The organism is Microcoleus sp. BR0-C5 (assembly GCF_036705045.1).
GTDB lineage: Bacteria > Cyanobacteriota > Cyanobacteriia > Cyanobacteriales > Microcoleaceae > Microcoleus.
Map to the genome: position 1 here is coordinate 136,598 of NZ_JAUBTR010000006.1, position 22,209 is coordinate 158,806.

General features: G+C 43.4%; 18 protein-coding genes and 2 pseudogenes. 8 read left to right on the top strand and 12 right to left on the bottom strand.

The annotated features are described in order from the left end of the window. Positions 1-273: 273 nt before the first annotated feature. Positions 274-1,155: a Cof-type HAD-IIB family hydrolase gene (locus QUB08_RS04910; protein WP_333223714.1), complete on the top strand. Its 882-nt coding sequence runs from the start codon at positions 274-276 to the stop codon at positions 1,153-1,155. Positions 1,156-1,703: 548 nt separating this feature from the next. Here QUB08_RS04910 and QUB08_RS04915 read toward each other — a convergent pair. From QUB08_RS04915 to QUB08_RS04960, 10 genes are all read right to left on the bottom strand, one after another. Beyond that, positions 1,704-2,594 carry an alpha/beta fold hydrolase gene (locus tag QUB08_RS04915; RefSeq protein ID WP_333223715.1) on the bottom strand — a complete coding sequence of 297 codons (891 nt, stop codon included), beginning with the start codon at positions 2,592-2,594 and terminating at the stop codon, positions 1,704-1,706. A gap of 396 nt (positions 2,595-2,990) precedes the next feature. Beyond that, positions 2,991-3,599, bottom strand: a complete 609-nt coding sequence (locus tag QUB08_RS04920; RefSeq protein WP_333223731.1) for an ISAzo13-like element transposase-related protein — start codon at positions 3,597-3,599, stop codon at positions 2,991-2,993. A 25-nt stretch (positions 3,600-3,624) separates the two neighbouring features. Then, a complete protein-coding gene (locus QUB08_RS04925; RefSeq protein WP_333223716.1) occupies positions 3,625-3,753 on the bottom strand; it encodes a hypothetical protein in 129 nt (42 codons plus the stop codon). 182 nt (positions 3,754-3,935) lie between these two features. Beyond that, complete coding sequence (locus tag QUB08_RS04930; protein WP_333223717.1) at positions 3,936-4,481, bottom strand: glycosyltransferase family 4 protein; 546 nt, start codon at positions 4,479-4,481, stop codon at positions 3,936-3,938. A 72-nt stretch (positions 4,482-4,553) separates the two neighbouring features. Further along, positions 4,554-4,715: a hypothetical protein gene (locus QUB08_RS04935; RefSeq protein ID WP_333223718.1), complete on the bottom strand. Its 162-nt coding sequence runs from the start codon at positions 4,713-4,715 to the stop codon at positions 4,554-4,556. A gap of 801 nt (positions 4,716-5,516) precedes the next feature. Then, positions 5,517-6,530: a glycosyltransferase family 2 protein gene (locus tag QUB08_RS04940; RefSeq protein ID WP_333223719.1), complete on the bottom strand. Its 1,014-nt coding sequence runs from the start codon at positions 6,528-6,530 to the stop codon at positions 5,517-5,519. A 92-nt stretch (positions 6,531-6,622) separates the two neighbouring features. Beyond that, on the bottom strand, positions 6,623-7,144 hold the full coding sequence (locus QUB08_RS04945) for a serine acetyltransferase (protein WP_333223720.1): 522 nt from the start codon (positions 7,142-7,144) through the stop codon (positions 6,623-6,625). 251 nt (positions 7,145-7,395) lie between these two features. Continuing rightward, a complete protein-coding gene (locus QUB08_RS04950) occupies positions 7,396-7,977 on the bottom strand; it encodes a serine acetyltransferase (protein WP_333154470.1) in 582 nt (193 codons plus the stop codon). A 195-nt stretch (positions 7,978-8,172) separates the two neighbouring features. Continuing rightward, complete coding sequence (locus tag QUB08_RS04955; protein WP_333154501.1) at positions 8,173-9,183, bottom strand: glycosyltransferase family 2 protein; 1,011 nt, start codon at positions 9,181-9,183, stop codon at positions 8,173-8,175. 142 nt (positions 9,184-9,325) lie between these two features. After that, positions 9,326-10,243, bottom strand: a complete 918-nt coding sequence (locus QUB08_RS04960; RefSeq protein ID WP_333223721.1) for a histone deacetylase — start codon at positions 10,241-10,243, stop codon at positions 9,326-9,328. A gap of 77 nt (positions 10,244-10,320) precedes the next feature. On the opposite strand from QUB08_RS04960, the gene QUB08_RS04965 reads away from it, so the two are divergent. The 4 genes from QUB08_RS04965 (at position 10,321) to QUB08_RS32105 (ending at position 18,904) form a co-directional block, all read left to right on the top strand. Next, positions 10,321-10,860 (top strand): hypothetical protein, encoded by a 540-nt coding sequence (locus QUB08_RS04965; protein ID WP_333223722.1) that lies wholly within the window; start codon positions 10,321-10,323, stop codon positions 10,858-10,860. A 742-nt stretch (positions 10,861-11,602) separates the two neighbouring features. Next, on the top strand, positions 11,603-16,303 hold the full coding sequence (locus QUB08_RS04970; protein WP_333223723.1) for a response regulator: 4,701 nt from the start codon (positions 11,603-11,605) through the stop codon (positions 16,301-16,303). Next, positions 16,269-18,296, top strand: a complete 2,028-nt coding sequence (locus QUB08_RS04975) for an adenylate/guanylate cyclase domain-containing protein (RefSeq protein ID WP_333223724.1) — start codon at positions 16,269-16,271, stop codon at positions 18,294-18,296. The genes QUB08_RS04970 and QUB08_RS04975 overlap by 35 nt, the downstream gene beginning before the upstream one ends. A gap of 386 nt (positions 18,297-18,682) precedes the next feature. Then, entirely contained in the window at positions 18,683-18,904 is a 222-nt protein-coding gene (locus tag QUB08_RS32105) for a transposase family protein (RefSeq protein ID WP_445300887.1), read from the top strand. Here QUB08_RS32105 and QUB08_RS04985 read toward each other — a convergent pair. Together QUB08_RS04985 and QUB08_RS04990 are read right to left on the bottom strand one after the other, a co-directional pair. Then, a pseudogene (locus QUB08_RS04985) lies at positions 18,830-18,988 on the bottom strand (transposase); the annotation flags it as partial. The gene QUB08_RS32105 and the pseudogene QUB08_RS04985 sit on opposite strands and share 75 nt — an antisense overlap. 110 nt (positions 18,989-19,098) lie before the next feature. Beyond that, positions 19,099-19,323, bottom strand: coding sequence for a transposase (locus QUB08_RS04990; protein ID WP_333223725.1), 225 nt, complete (start codon positions 19,321-19,323; stop codon positions 19,099-19,101). A gap of 446 nt (positions 19,324-19,769) precedes the next feature. On the opposite strand from QUB08_RS04990, the pseudogene QUB08_RS04995 reads away from it, so the two are divergent. The 3 genes and pseudogenes from QUB08_RS04995 (at position 19,770) to QUB08_RS05005 (ending at position 22,046) form a co-directional block, all read left to right on the top strand. Then, positions 19,770-20,787: pseudogene (locus QUB08_RS04995) on the top strand (ISKra4 family transposase). A gap of 67 nt (positions 20,788-20,854) precedes the next feature. Next, positions 20,855-21,590, top strand: a protein-coding gene (locus QUB08_RS05000) for an IS1 family transposase (RefSeq protein WP_333223726.1) whose coding sequence is annotated in 2 segments (ribosomal slippage) — positions 20,855-21,088 and positions 21,090-21,590 — 735 coding nt in all. Because the reading frame shifts where the segments join, the coding sequence is not laid out codon by codon here. A 126-nt stretch (positions 21,591-21,716) separates the two neighbouring features. Next, positions 21,717-22,046, top strand: a complete 330-nt coding sequence (locus tag QUB08_RS05005; RefSeq protein WP_333223727.1) for a transposase — start codon at positions 21,717-21,719, stop codon at positions 22,044-22,046. Positions 22,047-22,209: the final 163 nt, after the last annotated feature.

Below are 22,209 nucleotides of genomic sequence, written 5' to 3' on the forward strand. Positions count from 1 at the left end.
ATAGCTTAGCTAAATCCATCCCTAAAGAGTCCTCCTCGATACTTTTTTTGTCGCTTATTTAGTTATCTATAGCCATTTTCGCATCATTTGTAAATTTCTTACTCCCTCCCCTTGATAAGGGGAGGGTTGGGGTGGGGTCAAAAATTTACGACTCCTGCAAGGATTGCTATATATTATTTTAGTCTTCAAAAAATCAGAAGTCACACTTTGCTATCCCGCCAGTGCCAAAATAAACGGGTGCGTGCAAATCAACAGCTAAAATCTAAAAAAATCATGCAGAATATAACTGCCTCAAATCCAGCTAATGCGACCGATCGCGCTTTTGGCACCGCAGACATTCAATTGCTGGTAGTGGATATAGACGGCACGATCGCAGGTTTGTCAAATACCATCCGAGAACCAGTCAAGCAGGCAATTTTGGCTGCCGAGTCGCGGGGAGTGAAAGTAGCCGTCGCTACGGGCAGGATGTACCGATCAGCTTTGCGTTTTCACCGCGACATCGGCTCAACATTGCCACTGATTTGCTACCAGGGCGCATGGATTCAAGATCACGCTACTCAAAAACGGCTCAGGCACTTGCCACTGTCGAAACAAACTGCTCTGCAACTGTTAGATTCTTTTGAAGAACCGCATTTGCGATCGCTGCTTTCGATCCATTTCTACATTGACGACCAACTTTACGTGCCGGAAATTACCGCAGCTACCCGAATTTATGCCGAACGATCGGGCATTGAACCAAGAGTGATTAAAGATTTGCGGCGAGATATTCCGGGGGAACCGACGAAAGTTTTGGCATTGTGCGAGAATCCGGGGGTACTCGACGGCTTGCTCAGCAGTATGCGGCAGCGCTACACGCCTGCGGAGCTTTATTTGACTCAATCGGTTGCTACTTTTTTTGAAGCTACGCATCCTTTGGCGAATAAGGGAGATGCGGTGCAGTATTTAGCGGAGGAAGTTTTGGGTTTGCAGGCGGGGAACGTGATGGCGATCGGCGACAATTTTAATGATGTAGAAATGATTGCCTACGCGGGTGTGGGCGTGGCGATGGGAAATGCTCCTGATGGCGTGAAGGCTGCTGCTGATTGGGTGGCGCCGGATGTGGAGGAAGATGGGGTGGTGGCTGCGATCGAACAATTTGTTTTGGGCGATCGTTGATATTTGTAGCACCAATACCGCAGGGGCGGGTTTAGGGACATTTGGAAAAAATGTATATCAACCCGCCCCGACTCAGGGACAATTTATTATTATATAACTCTCTAGTTTTGAGTTTTCTGCAATCAAATTTTGATGATTAAAAAAAATCCACACTTTCGGATTTTTCGAGATCAAGTGCAGTCAATTACTTTTTTTGCAACATCGGAATATTTATTTAACGAACCGCGAAGACGCTAAGAACGCGAAGAAAGCGGGGCGGGCTTACAGATCTTCTGGATGTGAATTTATAGATAATTTCAAACTCTTAAAAATGGGTTTCAACAGAAAAAGCACCGACGACTGGCCGTGTTTCGTCTCGGTGCTTCTTCTGGTTCGCTCCTCACACGTCCATCAATATAGCTGACTCAGTAAATTGTGTCAATACTTTTTACAAAAATAGTTTTTTGAGTCGGCTGCTGCCGGGGTGCCGGTGCGGAGGAGCGAGGCAAAACTTTTGCACTGCAAGGGTTTGACTCGATCGCCCCCGGGTTGCCTCGATCTTAAAAATTTTACTTCACTTCCAGCAGCCAGTCCAAAATCAGAGCGTTGACTTCACTCGGCCGCTCGTCGTGGGGACAGTGGCCTGTGTTGGGAATTGACACAAATTTCACTGGTTTATCGTTAGCGGCCAATTGTTGATAAATCTGGCTGCCGGCGATTGGAGTCCAGGGGTCGTCTGCGCCCCAAAGTACCAATAACGGACGATCGACTTTGGGCAGCAATTCTGACGGTTGAGGGCCTGGAGGGGCTGTGAGAATTGAGGCAAACACTTGTTGAGCTCCGGGCTCGCAGGATGGGGCGTGGAGGAGTTCTACGAGTTCGTCAGTGATGGCTTCGCGGTTCCCGTAGACTTGGCGCAGGGTGTTGCGGATGCGGTGTTTTTGGCGGATGTTGTTGAAGACGAAGGGGCCGATCAGGGGCGATCGAACTAATTTAGTAAAAGTCCCCATCACTACTCGCAGCGGGAAATTTAGTTCGTCCGGTCGGTGGTTGAGCCCGCCAGCACAGTTGATTAAGACACCGCCGGCTGATATTTCTGGATGGTTGGCGACTACCATCAAACTCAGCAAAGCGCCGATCGAATTCCCCACAAATACCGCCGGTTCCTGTACCAGATCCGCCCAGAAATCAGTCAGCAATTCTTCCCACAATTCCAGAGTGTAATCTAGGGCTGGTTTGGCGGAAGCACCGAATCCCAGCAAGTCCAGCGCAAATACGCGATAGCCGCCGTCTGCTAGTGGGGGGATATTTTGTCGCCAATGTCCGATCGAAGCCCCAAATCCGTGAATCAAGATCAGAGGGCGGCCCGTTCCTTGGACGGTATATTGGATTTTGTGACCTTTCCAAGTCCAAATTAGCTTTTCAAAACTTGTTGCAGATACTAATTGTTGTGCAGTCACGGCTCTTAATGTAAATTTTCGTTAACTTCTTTCATCATAGCAGCACAATCCCTCTACAGGCGGCGGCGGAGCAACGCCACACACGAACATTCAACTCTTGAGAAGGATGGAAGATATCACATTAAATCAGGAATGAAAAATTAATAACTTGATTAATGAGTGAGTTGAGGTACGGCTCGATAATTCCATTTGGATAAATATTCATCAAAAACAATTTTAGATTTTTTTGGAAATCCTCAGTCACCTTTCTACCAATTTTATAGATTTTATCTACCACATTTACAACTACAGACAGACCCGGGTTAGTGTGAGTTTTTTCCTGATATTTTTGAGAAAATCTACACTTGTAAAAATCACTACTTGACAAGCTCTGGTAATATGATGAAAGAGTCGATGTTAAATGAAATTATATTTAGTTACAAAGGAAAAATAATGAGCGATTCTGAGTTCAATTCCGATTTCATCTACTAACTTTTGTGAATTTTGTTTCAAGATATAATGATTAGCATTATTGCGGCCGCCACCATCACACTTAGCTAAAATCGAATTGGCATTCGGATAGGCGGCTTTTCCATAATTGTCCCACCAGTGTTTGATGAATTTACAAGCAAATTCACTGGTATCCTTACTGTTACCTAATGTTACATACCCTCGATTTTTTTGGCAATCGTAAATTCCATGTGTCATCACTTTCCCGTAACCTAAACTCCAAAAATCCTGGTCTAAAGTAATGACATGTTCGGTTGTATAAAGAGTACCGGGACGATACAAATTACCTAAAACTTCTTTCTTTTTGGTATCGAAACTACTAATGGGATTGCCTACTTGTCTATACTGTGTGTCGAGGATAGCAATATTTGCAAATTGAGAATTACGATTTTTATTAGTTCCTATTGTGGGCTTTTTTTGTGCTGTTAGCTTGACATATCCATGCTTTTTTAAGAGTTTACTTACTAGGGGAAGACTGATAATAAATCCGACCGACTTCAGTACGTGAAAAGCGATCGCTCAGGGGGGCGGTGGGAGCATCTCATATTTGTAAAAACACTTCTTCGGGTTCCTTCCTTCTTCCTCTTTCCTCCTGTCTCTTTCCTCGCAGCAAGAGAGCCTCGCAGCAAGAGAGCCTCAAAACTCCAATTTCTAGCTGAGCTGCTTTCATTGAGATGCTTTCGGGGCGGTTGAGTTGATCCTAAATCTGTTTCAATTCCAAGTTCTGCAAGAAAATTTCGCTACGACCATAAAAAAATGTGTGTTTGTCCGGGAAATTGTGGAATAAAGTATCCAATTTTTGCCTTCATTTCGTACCTGCTTTCAAATTTTTAACTCAACAATATCGCTCTACTATGTCGATGCACTAACCCTTTTCTCACCGAGCATCTTTTCGTAAATATCGAAGATTTTTATGGCTTTGTTTTCCCACGCAAATTTTTGGGCTTTTTCGATCGCCTTAGCTGACATACTTTCCCGCAGCCGAGCATCTTCGACCAACATCTGAATTTTACTTGTCAACTCCTGAGTGAGATACTCTCTAGAAATCGGCTCTATCTTAAAACCAGTATCTTCATTCACGTATTCACCAATACCGCCGTTATTGGCAACTATGCAGGGGAGTCCGCAATCCATAGCTTCCATTACCACTGCGCCGCCAAAGTCTCTGATCGAAGGAAAAGAAAAAATATCGGCTTTCCTGTAATAATCCAGAGTTTCTGATTGATTTACCCATCCTAAAAAGCTGACTATTTCGCCTAAATTAAGCTCCTTCACTCGATTTCCCCAGTTATTTCTTTCCGAGCCTTCCCCTACTATTTTTAAGCTTATTTTACTTTTAATGGCCTGGGCTAATTTCCCAATAGACTCTATGACAATATCGGCGCATTTGTAAGGCACTAATCTGCCCAAAAAAAGCAAATTGATATGATTGACATCTTTCTTGGGGATATTTGTCTGATTTAAAAATTCCTAGGAAATGCCATTTTCGTAGAACAAATCAATTCTTTGGTCAGGGATTGCAAACAAATCCTTTAGCATATTTAAAGTATAGGTGGAACCGGCTAGGATTTTGTCGGCTTTTTTGTAAGTTTCTACATAGCCGGGAATTAATGCTCCACCAACGGCTCTCAAAAAGTTAAATTGAGCAAATTATTGTCTGGCCGTTTCTTTAAAGGCGGGTGGAAAGGGAATACCCCCATTCACAGGCCCTAGAATAAAAGGAGTCTGCTGACAAACACTGACTACCTTAAACGGATATCGCGGCATCATCGGGGTAATTGCATCAACTATAGCCTTTCGAGCGAAAGATGAGGTACTATCCAGCATAGGCCTCCGTGGCCTCCGTGGCCTCCCTGGGCATACCTCACCATGCTTGAGAACCGCTATATGTCATAATCTCCGTTGAGGATCTTTCCTTTAAATTTTGGATATACTTACTGATTAAATTCTTCATAAATTGGGTAGCTCAAAGCATTATGAAGAGGCCAATTTACTCGCCCATTTGCGGTAATATTGGCGACTATTTTATAATATTGTTTGCTTAAGTTTCCTTCTTCCATGTATAAAATTTTTCCGTATTCCGAGTGTTTTTCGATAGCAGGTTTATTTCTAATATGGGTAACAAGGGTTGCATCAACTAAGTTGTTGATTTGTTGAAAAAAATAGTAGCCCACCAAAGGTACAGATGCCCAGTCAATCGATTTTAGATTTTAGATTTTAGATTTTAGAGGCGACCCCACGGATAAATGCTCTTTCTTGAGGATTTTCGATTTGAGATTTGGGATTGATTCTACGGATAAATCACGTGGCGGGTACCACCTTTGAAATTCGTGGTCAGGATTGCACTTATCTACAATTAGTAAAAAGTTTAATCTTTTATTACTCATTTCTTTGCTACTCAGGGGTTGACTTTCTGGGACGTTAGCTGTAATTCTAGCTGGCTGAATTAATAGAGTTGGTTGTTTTGTATTCGATTAGTTTGCTCTGCTGCCCCAGCAATCGGCGCTGGTGAAACTGGATTTGACCTTGTAGCTGGGGAAATTTGGCTAATACGCATGACAAAGCGTAGATGGCAGCGTCTTTAGTTGCGATATCCCCATGCTTTACATAATAGTTATAGGTGCGATAGGCTGCTAAGGGGTAGCCACTCAATAGTAACAAGCTCCAGCCTTTTGTCGGCCATGTCATTGCCAAGGCTAGGGCTGGTAAGACTAATCCCCACAGCCAGGTGCTTCGGGTTTCTTTGACCCAATGGCGCTCTGGTTCGCTTCCGTGCATCCAGGAACCCTCGGCATAGGCGTGACCCGCTCTTTGAGCCCGCTTCCACCACTGAGCGAAACTGGTCATTTGCGCGTCGTGCAGGGTCATTTCTGCATCTAAGCGGAGGATTTTCCCACCTTTTTGGCGCAACCGCACGCACATTTCTGGTTCTTCGCCGGCGATGAGTGCCGGATTGAAACCGCCGACTTGCTGAAATGCTGCTGCGCGCATCATGAAATCGCCACCGCAGGCTTTGGTTTCGCCGATGGGGGTATCCCACTCGATGTCGCACAGTTGGTTGTAGATGGTGGCTTCGGGGTATCGTTCGCGCCTGCGCCCGCACACTGCTGCTACGTTGGGTTTGGCTGTGAGTTCGCTGTAGGCCCGATCGATCCATCCGTCAACCAATTCGCAGTCGCCATCCACAAATTGGACAAATTCGATGTCGGGTGCTAGTTTCAGCAAGCGAGCAAAGCCTTCGTTTCTGGCGCGTGCTGCGGTAAACGGTATAGATAAGTCTAGTTCTACTGTATCGGCTCCGAGCGATCGGGCTAAATCTAGGCTACCGTCTGTGGAGCCGGAATCGACATAGACGACGCGGGCAACTTTTTCCGTGGCCGAGACTAGGCATTGGCGGAGGCGCTGCCCTTCATTTCGTCCGATCGCCACTAATCCAATTTGTTGCAAGTTTTACCTCTTGAATTCCACTACTGAGCAGTTCCTTTTATATTTTAATAAAAGTCGAGCTAATTTCATAATTTTTCTGCGACTTCTAGAAATTATTTTTCAGACTCCCTGGGTTTTTTTTCGATTATTTTTGCCGGTATTCCTACTGCGGTTGCACCTGGTGGCACGTCACAAGTCACCACAGCATTGGCACCAATTAAAGCATGATCGCCGATCGTTACGGAGCGAATAATTTTCGCTCCTGCACCGATATCGACGTGACCGCCGATTTTGACATCAGCAACAATTGTCACCTGTTGAAGAATCAGACAGTTAGGGCCAATGGAAGCACTGGGATGAATGACAATGCCATTAGGATGAGGCAGCACCAGTCCTCCTTGTATTTGGCAGTTTAAAGGGATGTCTGTTGCAGTTACAACGCTCCAGAATCGATACTCGATGATGTTCAAACGGCATAAAAAATAGCCTAAAATCCCACCCTGCTGCTGCCACTTTTGATAGTTACGGATAGATTTGAGCAGTTGGCGACTAGGCTCCCACCACTTGCTGGGTTTTTCGCGGCTCCAGTCTGCTTCAGTAGCAGAAACTGTTGGCTTAGTGATTGACTCAACCATTGTTTGTGCAGTGTTTTGATGATGTAGACAATTGTGCCTATTTGTGCGGTTTACATTAACAGGGCTCTATAGCAATTCTCGCATCATTTGTGAATTTCTTACTCCCTCCCCGCGAGTTCGGGGAGGGCTGGGGTGGGGTAAAAAATTTACTACTCCTGCAAGGATTGCTATATAACTTGACTAGGTAGATTGATTTATTGAATCTCCGCAGAGTTATAGGAGGAAGAAAAAGGCATAAGGAAGACAATGATTTAAGTATTGTTTTCAGCAGGGCGGGATTTGATAATTTTGGCTGGGATACCAACGGCAGTTTGACCTGCTGGAATATCTGATAAAACTACAGCATTGGCACCGATATTTACGTCGTCTCCCAAGTTTACTTTTCCGAGGATTTTTGCACCAGCGCCGACGTTAACCCGATCGCCCAATTGAGGGGATTCTAGAGGCTTGTCCAAATAGCGGTTTCCCAGCGTTACACCTTGGCGGATAATGCAGTCGTCGCCGATCGTACAATATCCGTGAATAATAATAGCGTTTTGATGTTCTATCACCACGCGACGACCGAGCTTCACAGTGTAAGGCAAGTCTATCCCGTAACTATTGCGGACTTTTCGGTAGAGCGATCGATAAAGAATGCTCAAAGGAGCCCGCAGTAATTTCGGTTCTACCTGCATTCTCCAGACGCCAAAACGCTGAACTGCTACGGCGCGAAATCCCGGTTTTGTCCAATCTCGACCATGAGCAATCCAGTCTTCTTTAATTTGCTGCCATAGTCCCAGCCTGGGTTCTTCTACTTGATTTTCACTCGTGATTAAGTTTTGCTCAGTTACCATAAGGTCTAATTCACACTATTTCTTGTTTACTCTCTTGCTAGATGCCGACGATATTAATGGGTATATCAGGTTTTTGAGGAAGGAGCAATCCGGTTGTATCGATCGAGAATACTAATTTCTCGGCTGCATCATAAAATATTTTGCTTGCCTAGGTTAACCTGGTTTAGTTGGCTTTGACCGATTTACCAACTCCCTTTAAAAGTTTTTGGATTTTTCAATCTTACCCCCCTTAAAAAATACACTATTTAATACAAAATCCCTCAGTAATTGTGGTGGATCGCGATCTGGTTTGCCTTGAAGTACGCGGCGCACCCTCCAGGCTGCAAAACCCGAAGCCCAGGATACATCAGTTAATGCTGTGTAAACCAAGCCGTAGTTTTTGATAAAGTACCTACGCCGGGAATCAAACCAATAGGTAGGCCGCCGCTTGGCGGGCTTTTGGGTGTCAGTGACGCCTGAGCTTTGGCCGACTAAGTGGACAACGCGACTTTCGGGTACGTACCAGCAACTCCAGCCAGCTTTGTTCGCTTGCAGACAAAAGTCCATTTCTTCGCAGTACATGAAATAAGCTTCATCCAGCAAGCCAATCTTTTCAAATACTTCGCGACGGACGATCATGCTGGCTCCAGCTACCCAATCAGTTTGACAGGTTTCTTGGGAAATGGGAGGCGCTGCGGCCCAGTTGGCTAATAACTTGGATATAAAGCCTGTCCGCCAACCAAAATCGAGTTCCGTCAAGAGGTTGTGAAACCGAAAAGCTGACTCCTGGGGGGTGCCGTCGGGGTCTTCCAAGCGGCTGCCGGCGATGCCGGCTTCGGGATGAGTGTCCATGAAATCGACGAGGGCTTTGAGGGCACCGGGGCGAACTATGGTGTCTGGGTTGAGCAGCAGGAAGTAAGGGGGGGGATTGGTGGATTGGAGGGCGGGACGGATCAGGGCGTTGTTGCCGAAGGCAAATCCGCCGTTGCAGTCTAGGGGCACGAAGGATGCCCATTCGTTCCAGCCTTCTGTGGCGATCGCACTACTAATTTCTTCGACGGAGCGATCGCCTGAAGCATTGTCGGCAACTGCAACCCGCATACCGGGCAGCGATTGCACTTCGCTAACTAGAGAGCGCAAGCAGTCAATTGTCAAACTAGGGGTTCGGTAGTTAACAATGACAACCAGCAGTGGATACGGGTGATTGGACTCGCTGGCATTCGACATAAGTACCGTTGTTTGTGTAACCACTTTTTAGCTCAATTTGTACCCATCTGGCAAGCTGGAGCGATCGCCAATAGTATTTTTATTTGTTTGGGTGAGGGAAACTGTTTTTTGTGGCATATTTCGGAAGTATCGCCGCTCTGGATCAAAGTCGATAATGCCTGTAGGCTTGACTGGCGGCTCGGTGCAGCAGTGAATGTCGGTAAACTAACCCTTTAGCGTCATCGGAATAGCCCCCGCCAATCACGCAGGCAACGGGATAGCCACCAGCCAAACACGCCATCAAAACTTGCATTTCCCGGCGAAATAAGCCCGTATCAGTTAAAGCTAATTTTCCCAGTTTGTCACCGTGATGAGGGTCTACTCCAGCATCGTACAAAACTAAATCTGGCTTGACATTTGACAGCAAATCTGGTAAAAATTTATCCAATGTTTGTAAATATTCGTCGTCCTCCATACCGACAGGCAAAGGTACATCTAAATCGCCCTTTTGTTTAGTGCCTGGAAAATTGACTTCGCAGTGCATCGAGAAAGTAAAAACGCTGCTATCATCTTGGAATATTACGGCGGTTCCGTCTCCTTGGTGAACATCTAAATCGACAATTAAAACTTTGTGAACTAAACCACTTTTTTGCAAGACGCGAGAGGCGATCGCCAAATCATTAAAAATACAAAAACCCGACCCAAAAGCAGGGAATGCGTGATGAGTGCCGCCTGCAGTATTGCAAGCCAAACCGTAGTCTAAAGCGAGCTTGGCAGTTAGTACAGTTCCTGCAACCGCAGTGCAAGTGCGATTAGCCAGGGCCCGACTCCAAGGCAGACCAATTCGCCGAGTCGCTTTGTTATCGAGTGTCCCGTTGCAGTAAGCTTGCACGTAGCAGGGGTCGTGAACTAATTCAATCCATTCTTGAGGCGGAAGTTCGGGAGCGTGAAATTGCGATTTATCTGCTACCCCATCCGCGAGCAGCATCTGGTAAAGCATCCCAAACTTTGCCATCGGGAAGCGGTGATTCGGTGGCAGAGGTGCAACGTAATCTTCGTGGTAAATAATTGGTAAGTCCATTAAAATTATTGTATAACGAATGAATCTCCAATTGAAAGCCTGCAATCTCAAATTTAAATTCGCTGGATAATCTGTATATGCAACAACTAAAAACAGTCTGGCAGTCCGGCAGCACTCACCCCGAAAATGCTGAAAATCTCGATAATATCAGGCAGTGGTGGGGAAACCTCAACGGCAAAGAAATTAGCTGGGTAGAGCGACTAATTCCGCAAATCGGCGGCCTGAGCGAAATTCACTGGCAACCCCAGCGTTTTGACGAAACATTTGTGATAGTCAATCCCGAAATTCGGGAGGAAACTCTCTATTGGTACAAACCCGATTATCCTGTTCAACGTAACAACACTGTTGACAAATTAGAACTTGACAATTTGCAACAGCAATTGTATATCTATCCTCAGTTGGAATCGGAACTGGTAATTCGCGTTGGCATTCCCGAAGTTAAATATCAAACACTTGAATTAAACAATCCCGAAATCGCCTTGGGCGAAGATAATATGCTGCTGTTGTGGGAGGCTGACCAAGAACTAGAAATTAAAATTTACCTTAGCAATGAAAATATTGCTAAACTTAAGGAATTGCTGGCAGAGAAAAGACCAATACAAGAGTTTATAGGGTAGGCTATGGGCGCGGGATGATCGATCTATACTCTTAAGCTGTTGCGGCATTTAAATTGATTGTATGTCAAAAACAATTAAAGAATGAGTGGGTGGGCGTCCCGCCCGCCTCGAATATTCAATTTCCATGCGCGATAGCTTAGTCACCTCTAAATATCTTAAGACTGATGGGCGGGTGCGTCGAAACCGAGGTTTTTCACAGCCATACTTCGTTGCAGCGACAAGAGTAAAAAATCCCGTTTCTTCGCCTCGCGGTACGTCCCAGTGTGTATCTCTGCTAAAACCCTTTGAATGTGGTAGCAGAATCTCCACAAACTTGCGTTATCCTCCTGAGACTTTTACTCCTAAAGTCCAGCAAAAAACTGATCTGGGCGCATCAGCCGGCTTTTACGAAAATAATTGGTCGCAGCCCTTGAACAAAGTTAAAAAATCCGATTGCTTTGGTCTGGAGTGCCTAAGTGATGATTGTTTTTCGACCGACTTAATTTGGACAGCAAATAAGGGGATTTGTTTGGGGAATTAAATATAATTAAGATACGGTTGATTTTAGTTGCCAACTTAAAACTAGCAACTAATACTTTGAAAAAAAAAATACGTTATTTGATGGATCAATATCTCAAGCAACTCTTTTGGTTGCTGAGTTTAAAAAAAATTAATAAACAATTATGATCGAAAACTACGCGCTAAATTTATTAAATCATCAATCTTCTGCTAGCAATAAAAAAAATATAATGGTAAGAGAACAATGATATTAGATAAAGAAAATATTCACATTTTAATTATTGATGATCAGCCCCACAACCTGCGGTTTATATCAAACATATTGACGAAAGAAGGGTATAAAGTTCAGCGGGCGATTTCGGGAGAAATGGCGGTTAATGCTAATTTAACCGTTCTCCCAGACTTAATTTTGCTAGATATTGCCATGCCCAAAATGAACGGATACGAAGTCTGTGCCAGACTGAAATCCAACGAGAGAATGAGGGAAATTCCGGTTATTTTCTTGAGCGTTTTTGATGAAACTATTCACAAAGTCAAAGCTTTTGAAGTCGGCGGTGTTGACTACATTACTAAGCCTTTTCAAGTGGAAGAAGTTTTAGTGCGGATCGAGAGTCAATTGACTATACAACAGCTATCAAAACAATTAAAAGAGCAGAATGCCCAACTGCAACAAGAGGTAGAATTTCGCAAGCGAACAGAACAATCACTCCGGGAAAGCAAAGCGCGGTTGCAGAAATTGGCGGTCAATATACCGGGAGTTCTTTATCAATTTATCAAGAAGCCCGATGGAAGTTTTAAGTTTGAATATATTAGTTATGCTTGTCGGGACATTTACGAATTAGAGAGCGAGGAAATATTAAAAAATCCCGACTTTTGCTTCGACCAAAATCATCCAGATGACGACGAATATCTGGTAAAACAAATTGCTACGAGCGCCCAAACTTTAGAACCTTTTGCCTGTGAATGGCGGATTGTTACACCGTCGGGCAAACTCAAATGGTTGCAATCTAATTCTCGGCCAGAAATGCGCGATAATGGCGATATTGTTTGGTATGGCGTACTTTTTGATATCAGCGATCGCAAGCACGCAGAAATAGAAATGGCGGGAGCTAAAGCTGCTTTAGAACGGCAAGTTCAGCGAGAATTGCTGATTGCAAAAATAACTCAAGAAATTCGCTCAAGCTTGCAGCCCGAACAAATATTTCAAATAGCTGCAACTCAAATCGGTCTTGCATTCTGCGTCAATCGCTGTTTGATTCATACTTACGTTACTACCCCTCAAGTCGATATTCCTCTGGCGGCAGAGTATCTCGAACCCGAGTGCGAATCTATTCGGAACGTACCTGTTCCAATTTGGGGCAATCCTCACGTCGTACAAATGATGATACAAGATATGGCGATCGCCTCCAACAATGTTTATTCAGACCCTCTGTTGCAAGCTGTTCAACCGATTTGCCAGAAGGTTGGGTTAAAATCGATGCTGGCAATTCGCACTTCCTACCAAGGCAGGGCAAACGGCGCTATCTGTTTGCACCAGTGCGATCGTTACCGGGAATGGACTTCCGAGGAAATCGACTTATTAGAAGCTGTGGCGGCTCAAGTAGGGCTCGCTATCGCTCAAGCTAAACTGATCGAACGAGAAAAAAACCGAATTCAGCAGCTCGATCGGCAAAATAAAGTGCTGCAAGCAGAAATTCGCACCCGCGTCCGCGCCGAGCAAGCTCTGCAAGAATCTGAAACTGAATTACGGGCGATTTTTGCCGCCATGACTGACACAGTTTTAGTGAGAAATGCAGAAGGGCGCTGCATCAAAATCGCCCCGACAGCATCAACAAATTTGGTGAAACCTCCAAGCGAAATGATTAACAAAACCGCCCACGAAGTTTTGCCAAAACATATAGCAGATTTAGTATTAAAGGCCATCCACCAAGCTCTAAAAACGCAGCAAACCATCAATGTTGAATATAGCTTTAAAGTCGGAGAGCGCGAAGTTTGCCTCGACGCTAAAGTTTCTCCGCTGACTCCAGATTCAGTGATTATTGTAGCCAGAGATATTAGCGTTCGTAAACAAACAGAATCCGCACTCAGAGAGAGCCAGCACTTCATTCAAGCGATCGCCGATTCCAATCCCAACCTATTGTATGTTTACGATTTAATTGAACAGCGGAATGTCTACAGCAACCGACAAATTTCGACGATGCTCGGATACACCGCCCGAGAAATACAAGATATGGGTACAGCAATGATGTCAACGCTGCTCAACCCCGAGGATTTGTCAAACCTTTTAGAAAGCGTCCAAAAAGTGGAGCAAGCCCAAGACGGTGATGTCATTGAATGTCAATACCGAATGAAACACAAAAACGGTGAATGGCGGTGGATGCACAGTTGGGATACAGTATTTCTCAGAACACCCGATGGTAAACCCAAACAAATTCTCGGCACTGCTAATGACATCACAGACAGAAAATTAGCCGAAGAAAAACTGCTAGCATCCCAACAAAGAATCTCATTTTTATTGCAGCAAACGCCGATCGCAGTTATCGAGTTAAACCTCAATTTAGAAATTATCACTTGGAATCCCGCAGCCGTTGCTATTTTTGGCTACAGTGAGGAAGAAGCGATTGGTCGAGTCGCCTCCGATTTGATCGTACCTGAAAGCTACCACCCGCAATTATCTAAGATTTTAAATCACGACTTGAACCCCAAATCCAGCGGCACTACCGAAAATCTGACTAAAGACGGCAGAATTATCATCTGCGAGTGGTACAATACTCAACTAATTGACGATAACGGTACAGCGATCGGCAGTGCTTTAATGGCTGTAGATATTACCGAACGCAAGCAGGCCGAAACCGAACTGCAAGAAAGTGCTTTACGACAAAGAGCGATCGCCCGCATCATTGAAAGAATGCGGCAAACTTTAGATATCCGAGAAATTTTTCACGCCACAACCCGAGAATTGCGCCAAACCATGAAGTGCGATCGAGTCGCTATTTACCGTTTCAATCCAGACTGGAGTGGCGAATTTGTAGCCGAATCCCTTGACCGCAAGTGGGTTTCATTCATCCAAGCACAGGATACCGATTCTCACCTAACTGAAGGCGCTTTAAACAGCGACCGTTGCGTCGTCAAAGAATTAGATAGCCCCTCACAAGAAGTACGCGATACCTATTTGCAACAAACCCAAGGCGGAGCCTACAGCCGAGGTACAACTTACCTTTGTGTCCCAGATATTTACCAGCAAGGTTTCGATAATTGTTACATCCAATTGCTAGAAAAATTTCAAGCTAAATCCTACATTATTGTACCAATTTTTTCTGGCAAAAAGCTCTGGGGATTACTAGCATCCTATCAAAATTCTGCTCCCCGCCAGTGGAGTGAAGCAGAAATCAACGTTGCAGTTGATGTCGGTACTCAGCTAGGAGTAGCATTACAGCAAGCGGAATTGCTCGCCCGCACTCAAAGGCAGTCCATAGAACTGATGAAATCCAAAGAAAACGCCGAAGTTGCCAACCGCGCCAAAAGCCAATTTCTAGCTTCCATGAGCCACGAACTCCGCACACCTCTCAACGCCATTCTCGGTTTTTCCCAAGTCATGGCCCGCAACAGTTCTATCACGGAAGAACAAAAAGAATACATAGAAATTATTAACCGCAGTGGCGAACATTTGCTAGAACTCATCAATGATGTTTTGTCAATGTCCAAAATAGAAGCAGGTCAAATTACCATCAATCCCAGCCGCTTCGATCTCTACAACCTTCTCAACAGTCTCAAAGAAATGCTGCAACTCAAAGCCAACTCAAAAGGTTTGCACCTAATATTTGAAAAGGCCGATGATTTGCCGCAGTACATTCAAACAGACGAAGCTAAATTGCGGCAAGTTTTAATTAACCTAATCGGCAATGCGATTAAATTTACTCAACAGGGAACCGTTACTTTGCGCGTCAGCAGCAAAGCTGAAAAAGACGCCACAGAAGAAAACAAATCCCAATTGTATTTTGAAATTGCCGACACGGGGCCCGGCATTTCTCCCTTGGAACTTTCCACATTATTTAAGCCCTTTGTACAAACCGAAACAGGTCGAAAATCCATGCAGGGAACGGGTCTGGGGTTGCCGATTAGCCAACAGTTTGTTCGGATTATGGGAGGTGATATTGCTGTAGAAAGTCAACTAGGCAAAGGCACAACTTTCAGCTTTAATATCTGGGTTAACTTAGTAACAGAAAGTGATGAACAAGAAAAATCGACGGTTAAACAAGTTATTGCTTTAGAAGCAGGGCAAGACACTTATCGGATATTAATAGTTGAAGATGTAGCGGAAAATCGCCAACTGCTGCTTAAGCTGCTGATCCCCCTGGGATTTGAAGTCCGGGAAGCAACTAACGGTCAAGAAGCAATTGCTTTGAATTCAACTTGGAAGCCGCACTTGATATTAATGGATATGCTGATGCCCGTGATGGATGGGTATGAAGCGACCAGACAGATTAAGAAAACTCTAGAAGGTAAAAAAACAATAATTATTGCCTTGACGGCTAGTGCTTTTGACGAGCAGCGGCAAATAATTTTGTCTGCTGGTTGTAACGATTTGATATGTAAACCGTTTCGGGAAGAGGTACTCTTTGAAAAGATAGCGCATCATCTCAACCTGCGTTATATTTATGAGAAAGAAAACTTATCTACTTCTTTTTCAACACCGACGCTGCTTAAAAGTTTGACCACCGAGGATTTGAGTGTAATGCCCACAGACTGGGTGGTCGAGTTGCACCGAGCAGCACTTTGTGTTGACGACAACCGCATCCTCGAACTGATCAAGGAAATTCCCGAAACTGAGGCAAATCTCGCTAACGCTTTAACAGATTTAGTCGATAATTTTCGGATAGATATCATTATCGATTTAACTCAATTATATTATGATGAACGACCATCCATTACCAGCGACTCCTAAAGACATTCTGATAGTTGACGATATGCCGGATAATTTGCGACTTTTATCGACTATGCTGACATCTCATGGGTATCATGTCAGGAAGGCTATTAACGGACACTTGGCTTTACAAGGGGCACAAATATCTCCTCCCGATCTAATTTTACTAGATATTAATATGCCGCAAATGAACGGGTATGAAGTTTGTGAGCAGTTAAAGTTAAGCGAAAAAACTCAAGATATTCCGGTAATTTTTATTAGTGCGCTAGATGACGTGCTGGAAAAAGTTAAAGCTTTTCAAGTAGGAGGGGTAGATTATATTACTAAACCGTTTCAAGTAGAAGAAGTCTTAGCCCGCGTCCAAAACCAACTTTCCCTTCGTTCGCTGCAATCCCAACTGCAACTGCAAGCTAGGGAACTGCACGATCGCAATTCTAGATTGCAGGAAGAAATTGCAGAACGGCAGCGGGCCCAAGAATCAATCCGGTTTTTGCTGGAAACTACGCGGGCGATCGGCGAAGCCGTAGACTTTCACTCAGCTTTAGAAGTAATTCTGCACCATGTTGGCGAAACAATCGGATGGGATATAGGAGAAGCTTGGATTCCCGATGCAGAAGGAACGGTGCTGCAATCTGCCCGGGGCTGGTATGCGAGCAGCGCGAGTTTTGAACCGTTCCGCAGCCAAAGTGAACAACTGACATTTGCCATGAATATAGGGCTACCCGGACGAGTTTGGGCATCCAAGCAACCGGAATGGCTAGAAGAGCTTACCAAGGGCTACCCGCATTTTCTCCGAAGTCAAATAGCACTAGAACTCGGATTCAAAGCGGGTTTTGGCGTGCCGATTTTGGTAGGCGATGAAGTATTGGCAGTGCTAGTTTTCTTTAAAATTTCGTCAGGTGGGAAAGACGCACGATTTATAGACGTTTTTAATGCGGTCGGCACTCAATTAGGTTCTTTGATTCAGCGCAAACAAGCAGAAGAATTGCTGCGTATTGCTCAAGAAAAATATCACAGCATTGTAGAAAATGCGATGGAAGGCATTTTTCAAAGCACGCCTTCAGGAGGCTATCTCAGCGCTAATCCAGCTTTGGCAAAATTGTACGGTTACGACTCGCCAGAAGAACTGATGTCCGAGATTAAAAATATTGCTCAGCAACTGTACGTTGACCCGGAACGCCGCCTCGAATTTGTAGCTGCTATGGATGCTGAAAATGCCGTTTCTGGGTTTGAATCTATGGTATGTCGCAAAGACGGACGCCGGATTTGGGTGTCAGAAAATGTTCGGGCTGTTCGAGATTCAAAAGGTAATCTGATCTACTATGAGGGTACTGTTTCTGATATTACAGAACGCAAATTAGCGCAAGAAGCGCTAAAAGTTCAACAAGAACAAAGCGAGAAGTTGCTGTTAAATATTTTACCCAAACCAATCGCAGAACGCTTGAAGGCAGAGCAAAGCACGATCGCCGACAGTTTTGCCCAAGTAAGTGTTTTATTTGCTGATATTGTTGGCTTTACTGAGTTGTCTGCTAGAATGTCTCCCACCGAGTTGGTAAAGCGCTTGAACGTAATTTTTTCGCACTTCGACCAGTTAGCTGAAAAGTACGGTGTGGAGAAAATTAAGACTATTGGCGATGCTTACATGGTAGTCGGGGGGTTGCCTACGCCGAGACAGGATCACGCCGAGGCGATCGCCCAAATGGCCCTGGGAATGCAGGCAAAAATAGCAAAGTTGTGCGCCGAGACAGGGGAAAAACTGGCAATTCGCGTTGGCATCAATTCCGGGCCGGTGGTTGCTGGAGTAATTGGTGTGAGCAAGTTTACCTATGATTTGTGGGGAGATACGGTGAATGTGGCGGCGAGGATGGAAGCTACGGGTTTTGCAGGCAGCATTCAAGTTACTGATGTTACTTATGAGCTTTTGAAAGATAAGTATTTATTTGAGAGGCGAGGCGTGATTCCGGTAAAAGGTAAGGGGGATATGATGACTTATTGGTTGCTACAAAAAAAGTAAAATTTGGGAATTGGGAAGGAAGAAGGAAGAAGGAAGAAGGGGGTAGAAAGAAGGAAGAAGGAAGAAGGAAGTTCGGCAACGGGTTCTTCTGGGTTTTTGGTGAAAGCCGTATAATGAGATACCACTAAGGAATGAAAAATAAATAAGGTGACTAATAGAGCAATAGTTTACCTTGGATAAATGCTTCTGGGGTTTAATTGTGGAAGTTATTGATTTTTCATTCCTAATTGATTTCTACCGTATGGATCTTCATCTTGATAGACTGCTTAATCTACCCGATGTTACTGTTGAAAGCTGCATCCAAGAAGCGCCTGATGTTTTCTTAAAACTGCGCTTTCTTAAGAAAGACAGTAATTGTCCACACTGCGAGCATCGGGCGTGATCAATTGAATCAAAATCGACCGGTATTGATACGGGATCTATCAATTTTCGGTCAACCAGTTTATTTGCAGGTTCCGCGCCGCCAATTTTACTGTAGGACTTGTCAGAAATATTTTATGTTCTTCCTTACTTGGTATGCCAAACTAACAATTAAAATGCCAAGTAAGCAAACATCTATTTTTGTAGTTTTCAAAATTTCTCAAGCCATAGGCAGAACGTTTTATTAACTTAAGCTTGTTGTTAATACCTTCAACAATACCACTTGTTGTCCTAAGTAGGTCGGCGGAAAAATCCCTAAGTATGTAACCAAATATTAAGTCGGGTGACTGGACTTGAATTTAATACGTTGTGTAGGGTAATCTCCTCTTTTTACTCTAACTTCTACCCATTAATTACGGCATAAGCCAGCTCTAATTCATCCTCAAACAAATGTCGCAGCTAGCTCGTCTTTTTTGATATGTTGCCACTCCAATTCTATCGGATTCATTTCTGAACAATATTTGGGTAAAAATAAGATATATAGACCCTGGCTTTCCCACTTCGACCATAATTGTTGAACTTCATGACATCGATGTATTGGGCCATTATCCTGTACTATTACTCTCATTCGTTTACTCTGACTGGCTTCCTGTGCTTCGGATTCCATTATTCTGATATAAGCTTTTCGATCGACACCCCCTATGACTAAACCGTAAACAAAGCTTAATTAATGTTGAAAAAGTCCTACAATACTTACTCTCCGACCACGCCTCTTGGTTTGTTCTAACCGTTTTTGCTCACCTCGTTTGTAATAAGTGTAACCAGGTTCGCTTGGGAGCTAAAAATCCTGATTCATCTAAATATTTTAAGTCGATTTCTCCCGCAGCAGCAGCCCATTCCAGCATCTCTAGGTCTGAAGAGTTTGATTTGGCGTACTGCACTTTCTTGTTTTCCTTTGTGGCTCTTCCTAAGCGAAGTTCCAAATAAACCCTTTTTTTTTAGTATTCGTCTTAATCGAGCCGGACGGGGTGCATCTCACTTGGGCGAATGTGTCAAAAAAGAGTTAAAATGAAAAAGCTAGTAAAATCGTCAAATAAATATAAGGCAAATAAAATGATACCATCAGACCAACAACAGCTAAAAGCCCACTTAAAAGCGGTAGCAGAAATTCTTTACAGAAATACAGATCCAACCGAGTTAAAAAGTTTTGAAAGTATAGAAAAATCACTGCGAAGCGAAAATGTTATCAGAAGTTGGCCCCGAACTAGGTAGCTTTTTTTTTCAGCAGTATCAGGAATTCAAACAGGAAAAGCCCGAAAAATAAAATCAATAATCGGCTCGCTCGACATTACAGATAATCAGGCAAAATATTTTGACTTAAAAGCTTATAGTCAATTTAGTCCACTCATGGAAAATTGCTGTCTTTTAATCAGTGCCAATGAATCTTATCAAATGGCAGAAAAAGATTTGGAAAAATTTACGGGAATCAAAATTTCTCACAGTACATTACAAAGATTAGTCAAGAGACCAGAATTTGAATTGCCTACATCTAAACAAGGAGTCAAATAAATTACATTAGATGGCGGTAAAGTTAGACTACGCAACGAAACCAAGGGCGAGAGCTGTTACTGGAAAGACTATAAAGCCGTGTGTTTAGATAATGTTTATTCGGGAGCATTTTTTCAAAATAATCAAGACTTAATTGATTGGACTAATAGCCAAAAATTACTACACCATCTGTATTGTTTAGGAGATAGTCATGCCGGAATTTGGAACATATTTAAAGAAATTGGAGATAATGAACAAAGACAAGAAATCTTAGATTGGTATCATCGAACAAGAAAATCTCTATAAGGTAGGGGGTTCAATAAAACGATTAAAATCAGCAGAAACTATGTTATGGCAAGGCAAAATTGATGAAGTTATAAAAATATTTAAAGACTTTAAAGGTCAAGCATTTAAAACGTTTTGTAATTATTTATAGACCCATCGCTGCCGAATAGTAAATTACCAATACTACAAAGAATAATCCATAAGTTCGATTGGTTCTGGAACAATTGAATCAATAATTAAACGCATTGGATTAAGGGTAAAAATATCGGGAGCACAATGGAATATTGAGAACGGGTAGTGCTTTTTTGTAAATGACAGAGAAAAATAGTAAAATAGAGCGACGATCGTGAGAGAGGAATGATGGAATGAAATTGGATTTAAGTTGCCCAACGTGTGGCTCTGATGACATTATGAAAAATGGGACAACGCGCAGAGGCAAGCAAAACCATAAATGTCTAGACTGTGGAAGACAGTTTGTGGAGAATCCACAGTGGAAACCAAAAGACAAAGACACCATCGCATTGGTAAAATTATTATTACTGGAAAAAATCCCATTAGCCGGAATAGTAAGAGCAGTAGGTGTGTCAGCAAGCTGGCTCCTTGCATTATGTCAACAAATATTATCAACAGGTAGAGCAGCAAGCAGAAGTAGTGCCAAAAGAAAAAGGGAAGCTGACGGTTCAAATCGACGAGTTGTGGTCATTTGTGGACAATAAAGGGAACAAGCAATGGGTCTGGCTCGCAATAGATGCTCGAACCAGAGAAATCATCGGATGTGAGATTGGAGACCGTTCGCGGACATCAGCCAAACAACTCTGGGATTCATTACCAGGGGTATATAAGCAGTGCGCCAAGGTGTATACGGACATGTGGGAGGCGTATGAAAAGGTGGTGCCAAGCAAAAGACATTTTGCGGTAGGAAAGGAGACGGGATTAACGAGTTATATTGAAAGACTCAACAACACGTTAAGACAGAGAATATCAAGGTTAGTAAGAAAGACATTATCATTCTCAAAGAAGCTAGAGAATCATATCGGGGCAATTTGGAACTTCATCCACGAATACAACCAACAAATCAGAAAAAAAATGGGGATTGGATAATAAGAGAGATTTTTTTCCTCTGTCATTTACAAAAAAGCACTACCTGAGAACGTTTCGTCTATCCTTGCTCTTCGCTGTGCTTATCTCAACGGTCAACTTTCAATTTGATGTATTTGCCAAACTGAGATGCACCCAGGTCATGACAGTGAGCATGGAGATGAAACTATAGCAGCCACACCTCAAAATGGAGTCGCTGTAATGGATAGAGGTTTTTCTAGCTCTGAACGCGTTCAAGCATTAATGAAACAAGAAAATCAATATTTTGTACTACGAATTAAGAATAATTCTACTATCAATATGAAGGAGAATGGAACTTATGAAGTGTGGAGTGAAAAACGAAAAATTCAAGTAAGATTAGTGACTTTTTCAGATTTAGAAACACGAACTGAATTTAGGTTTGTCACTAATTTACCTGAATCCGGAGAATTAGCATACACTAATGAAGAAATTGGATAAATTTATCGCAGACGATGGCAGATTGAATTGCTGTGGAAATTCTTAAAAATGCCTTTAAAATTGGCTCGTATAATTACTAAAAATACGTAATTGCTCAACCCCCTTGACAAGAGAACGAGATAGACATTAGATAAAGGAATGAAAAAACTCCCTGACCTAAAAC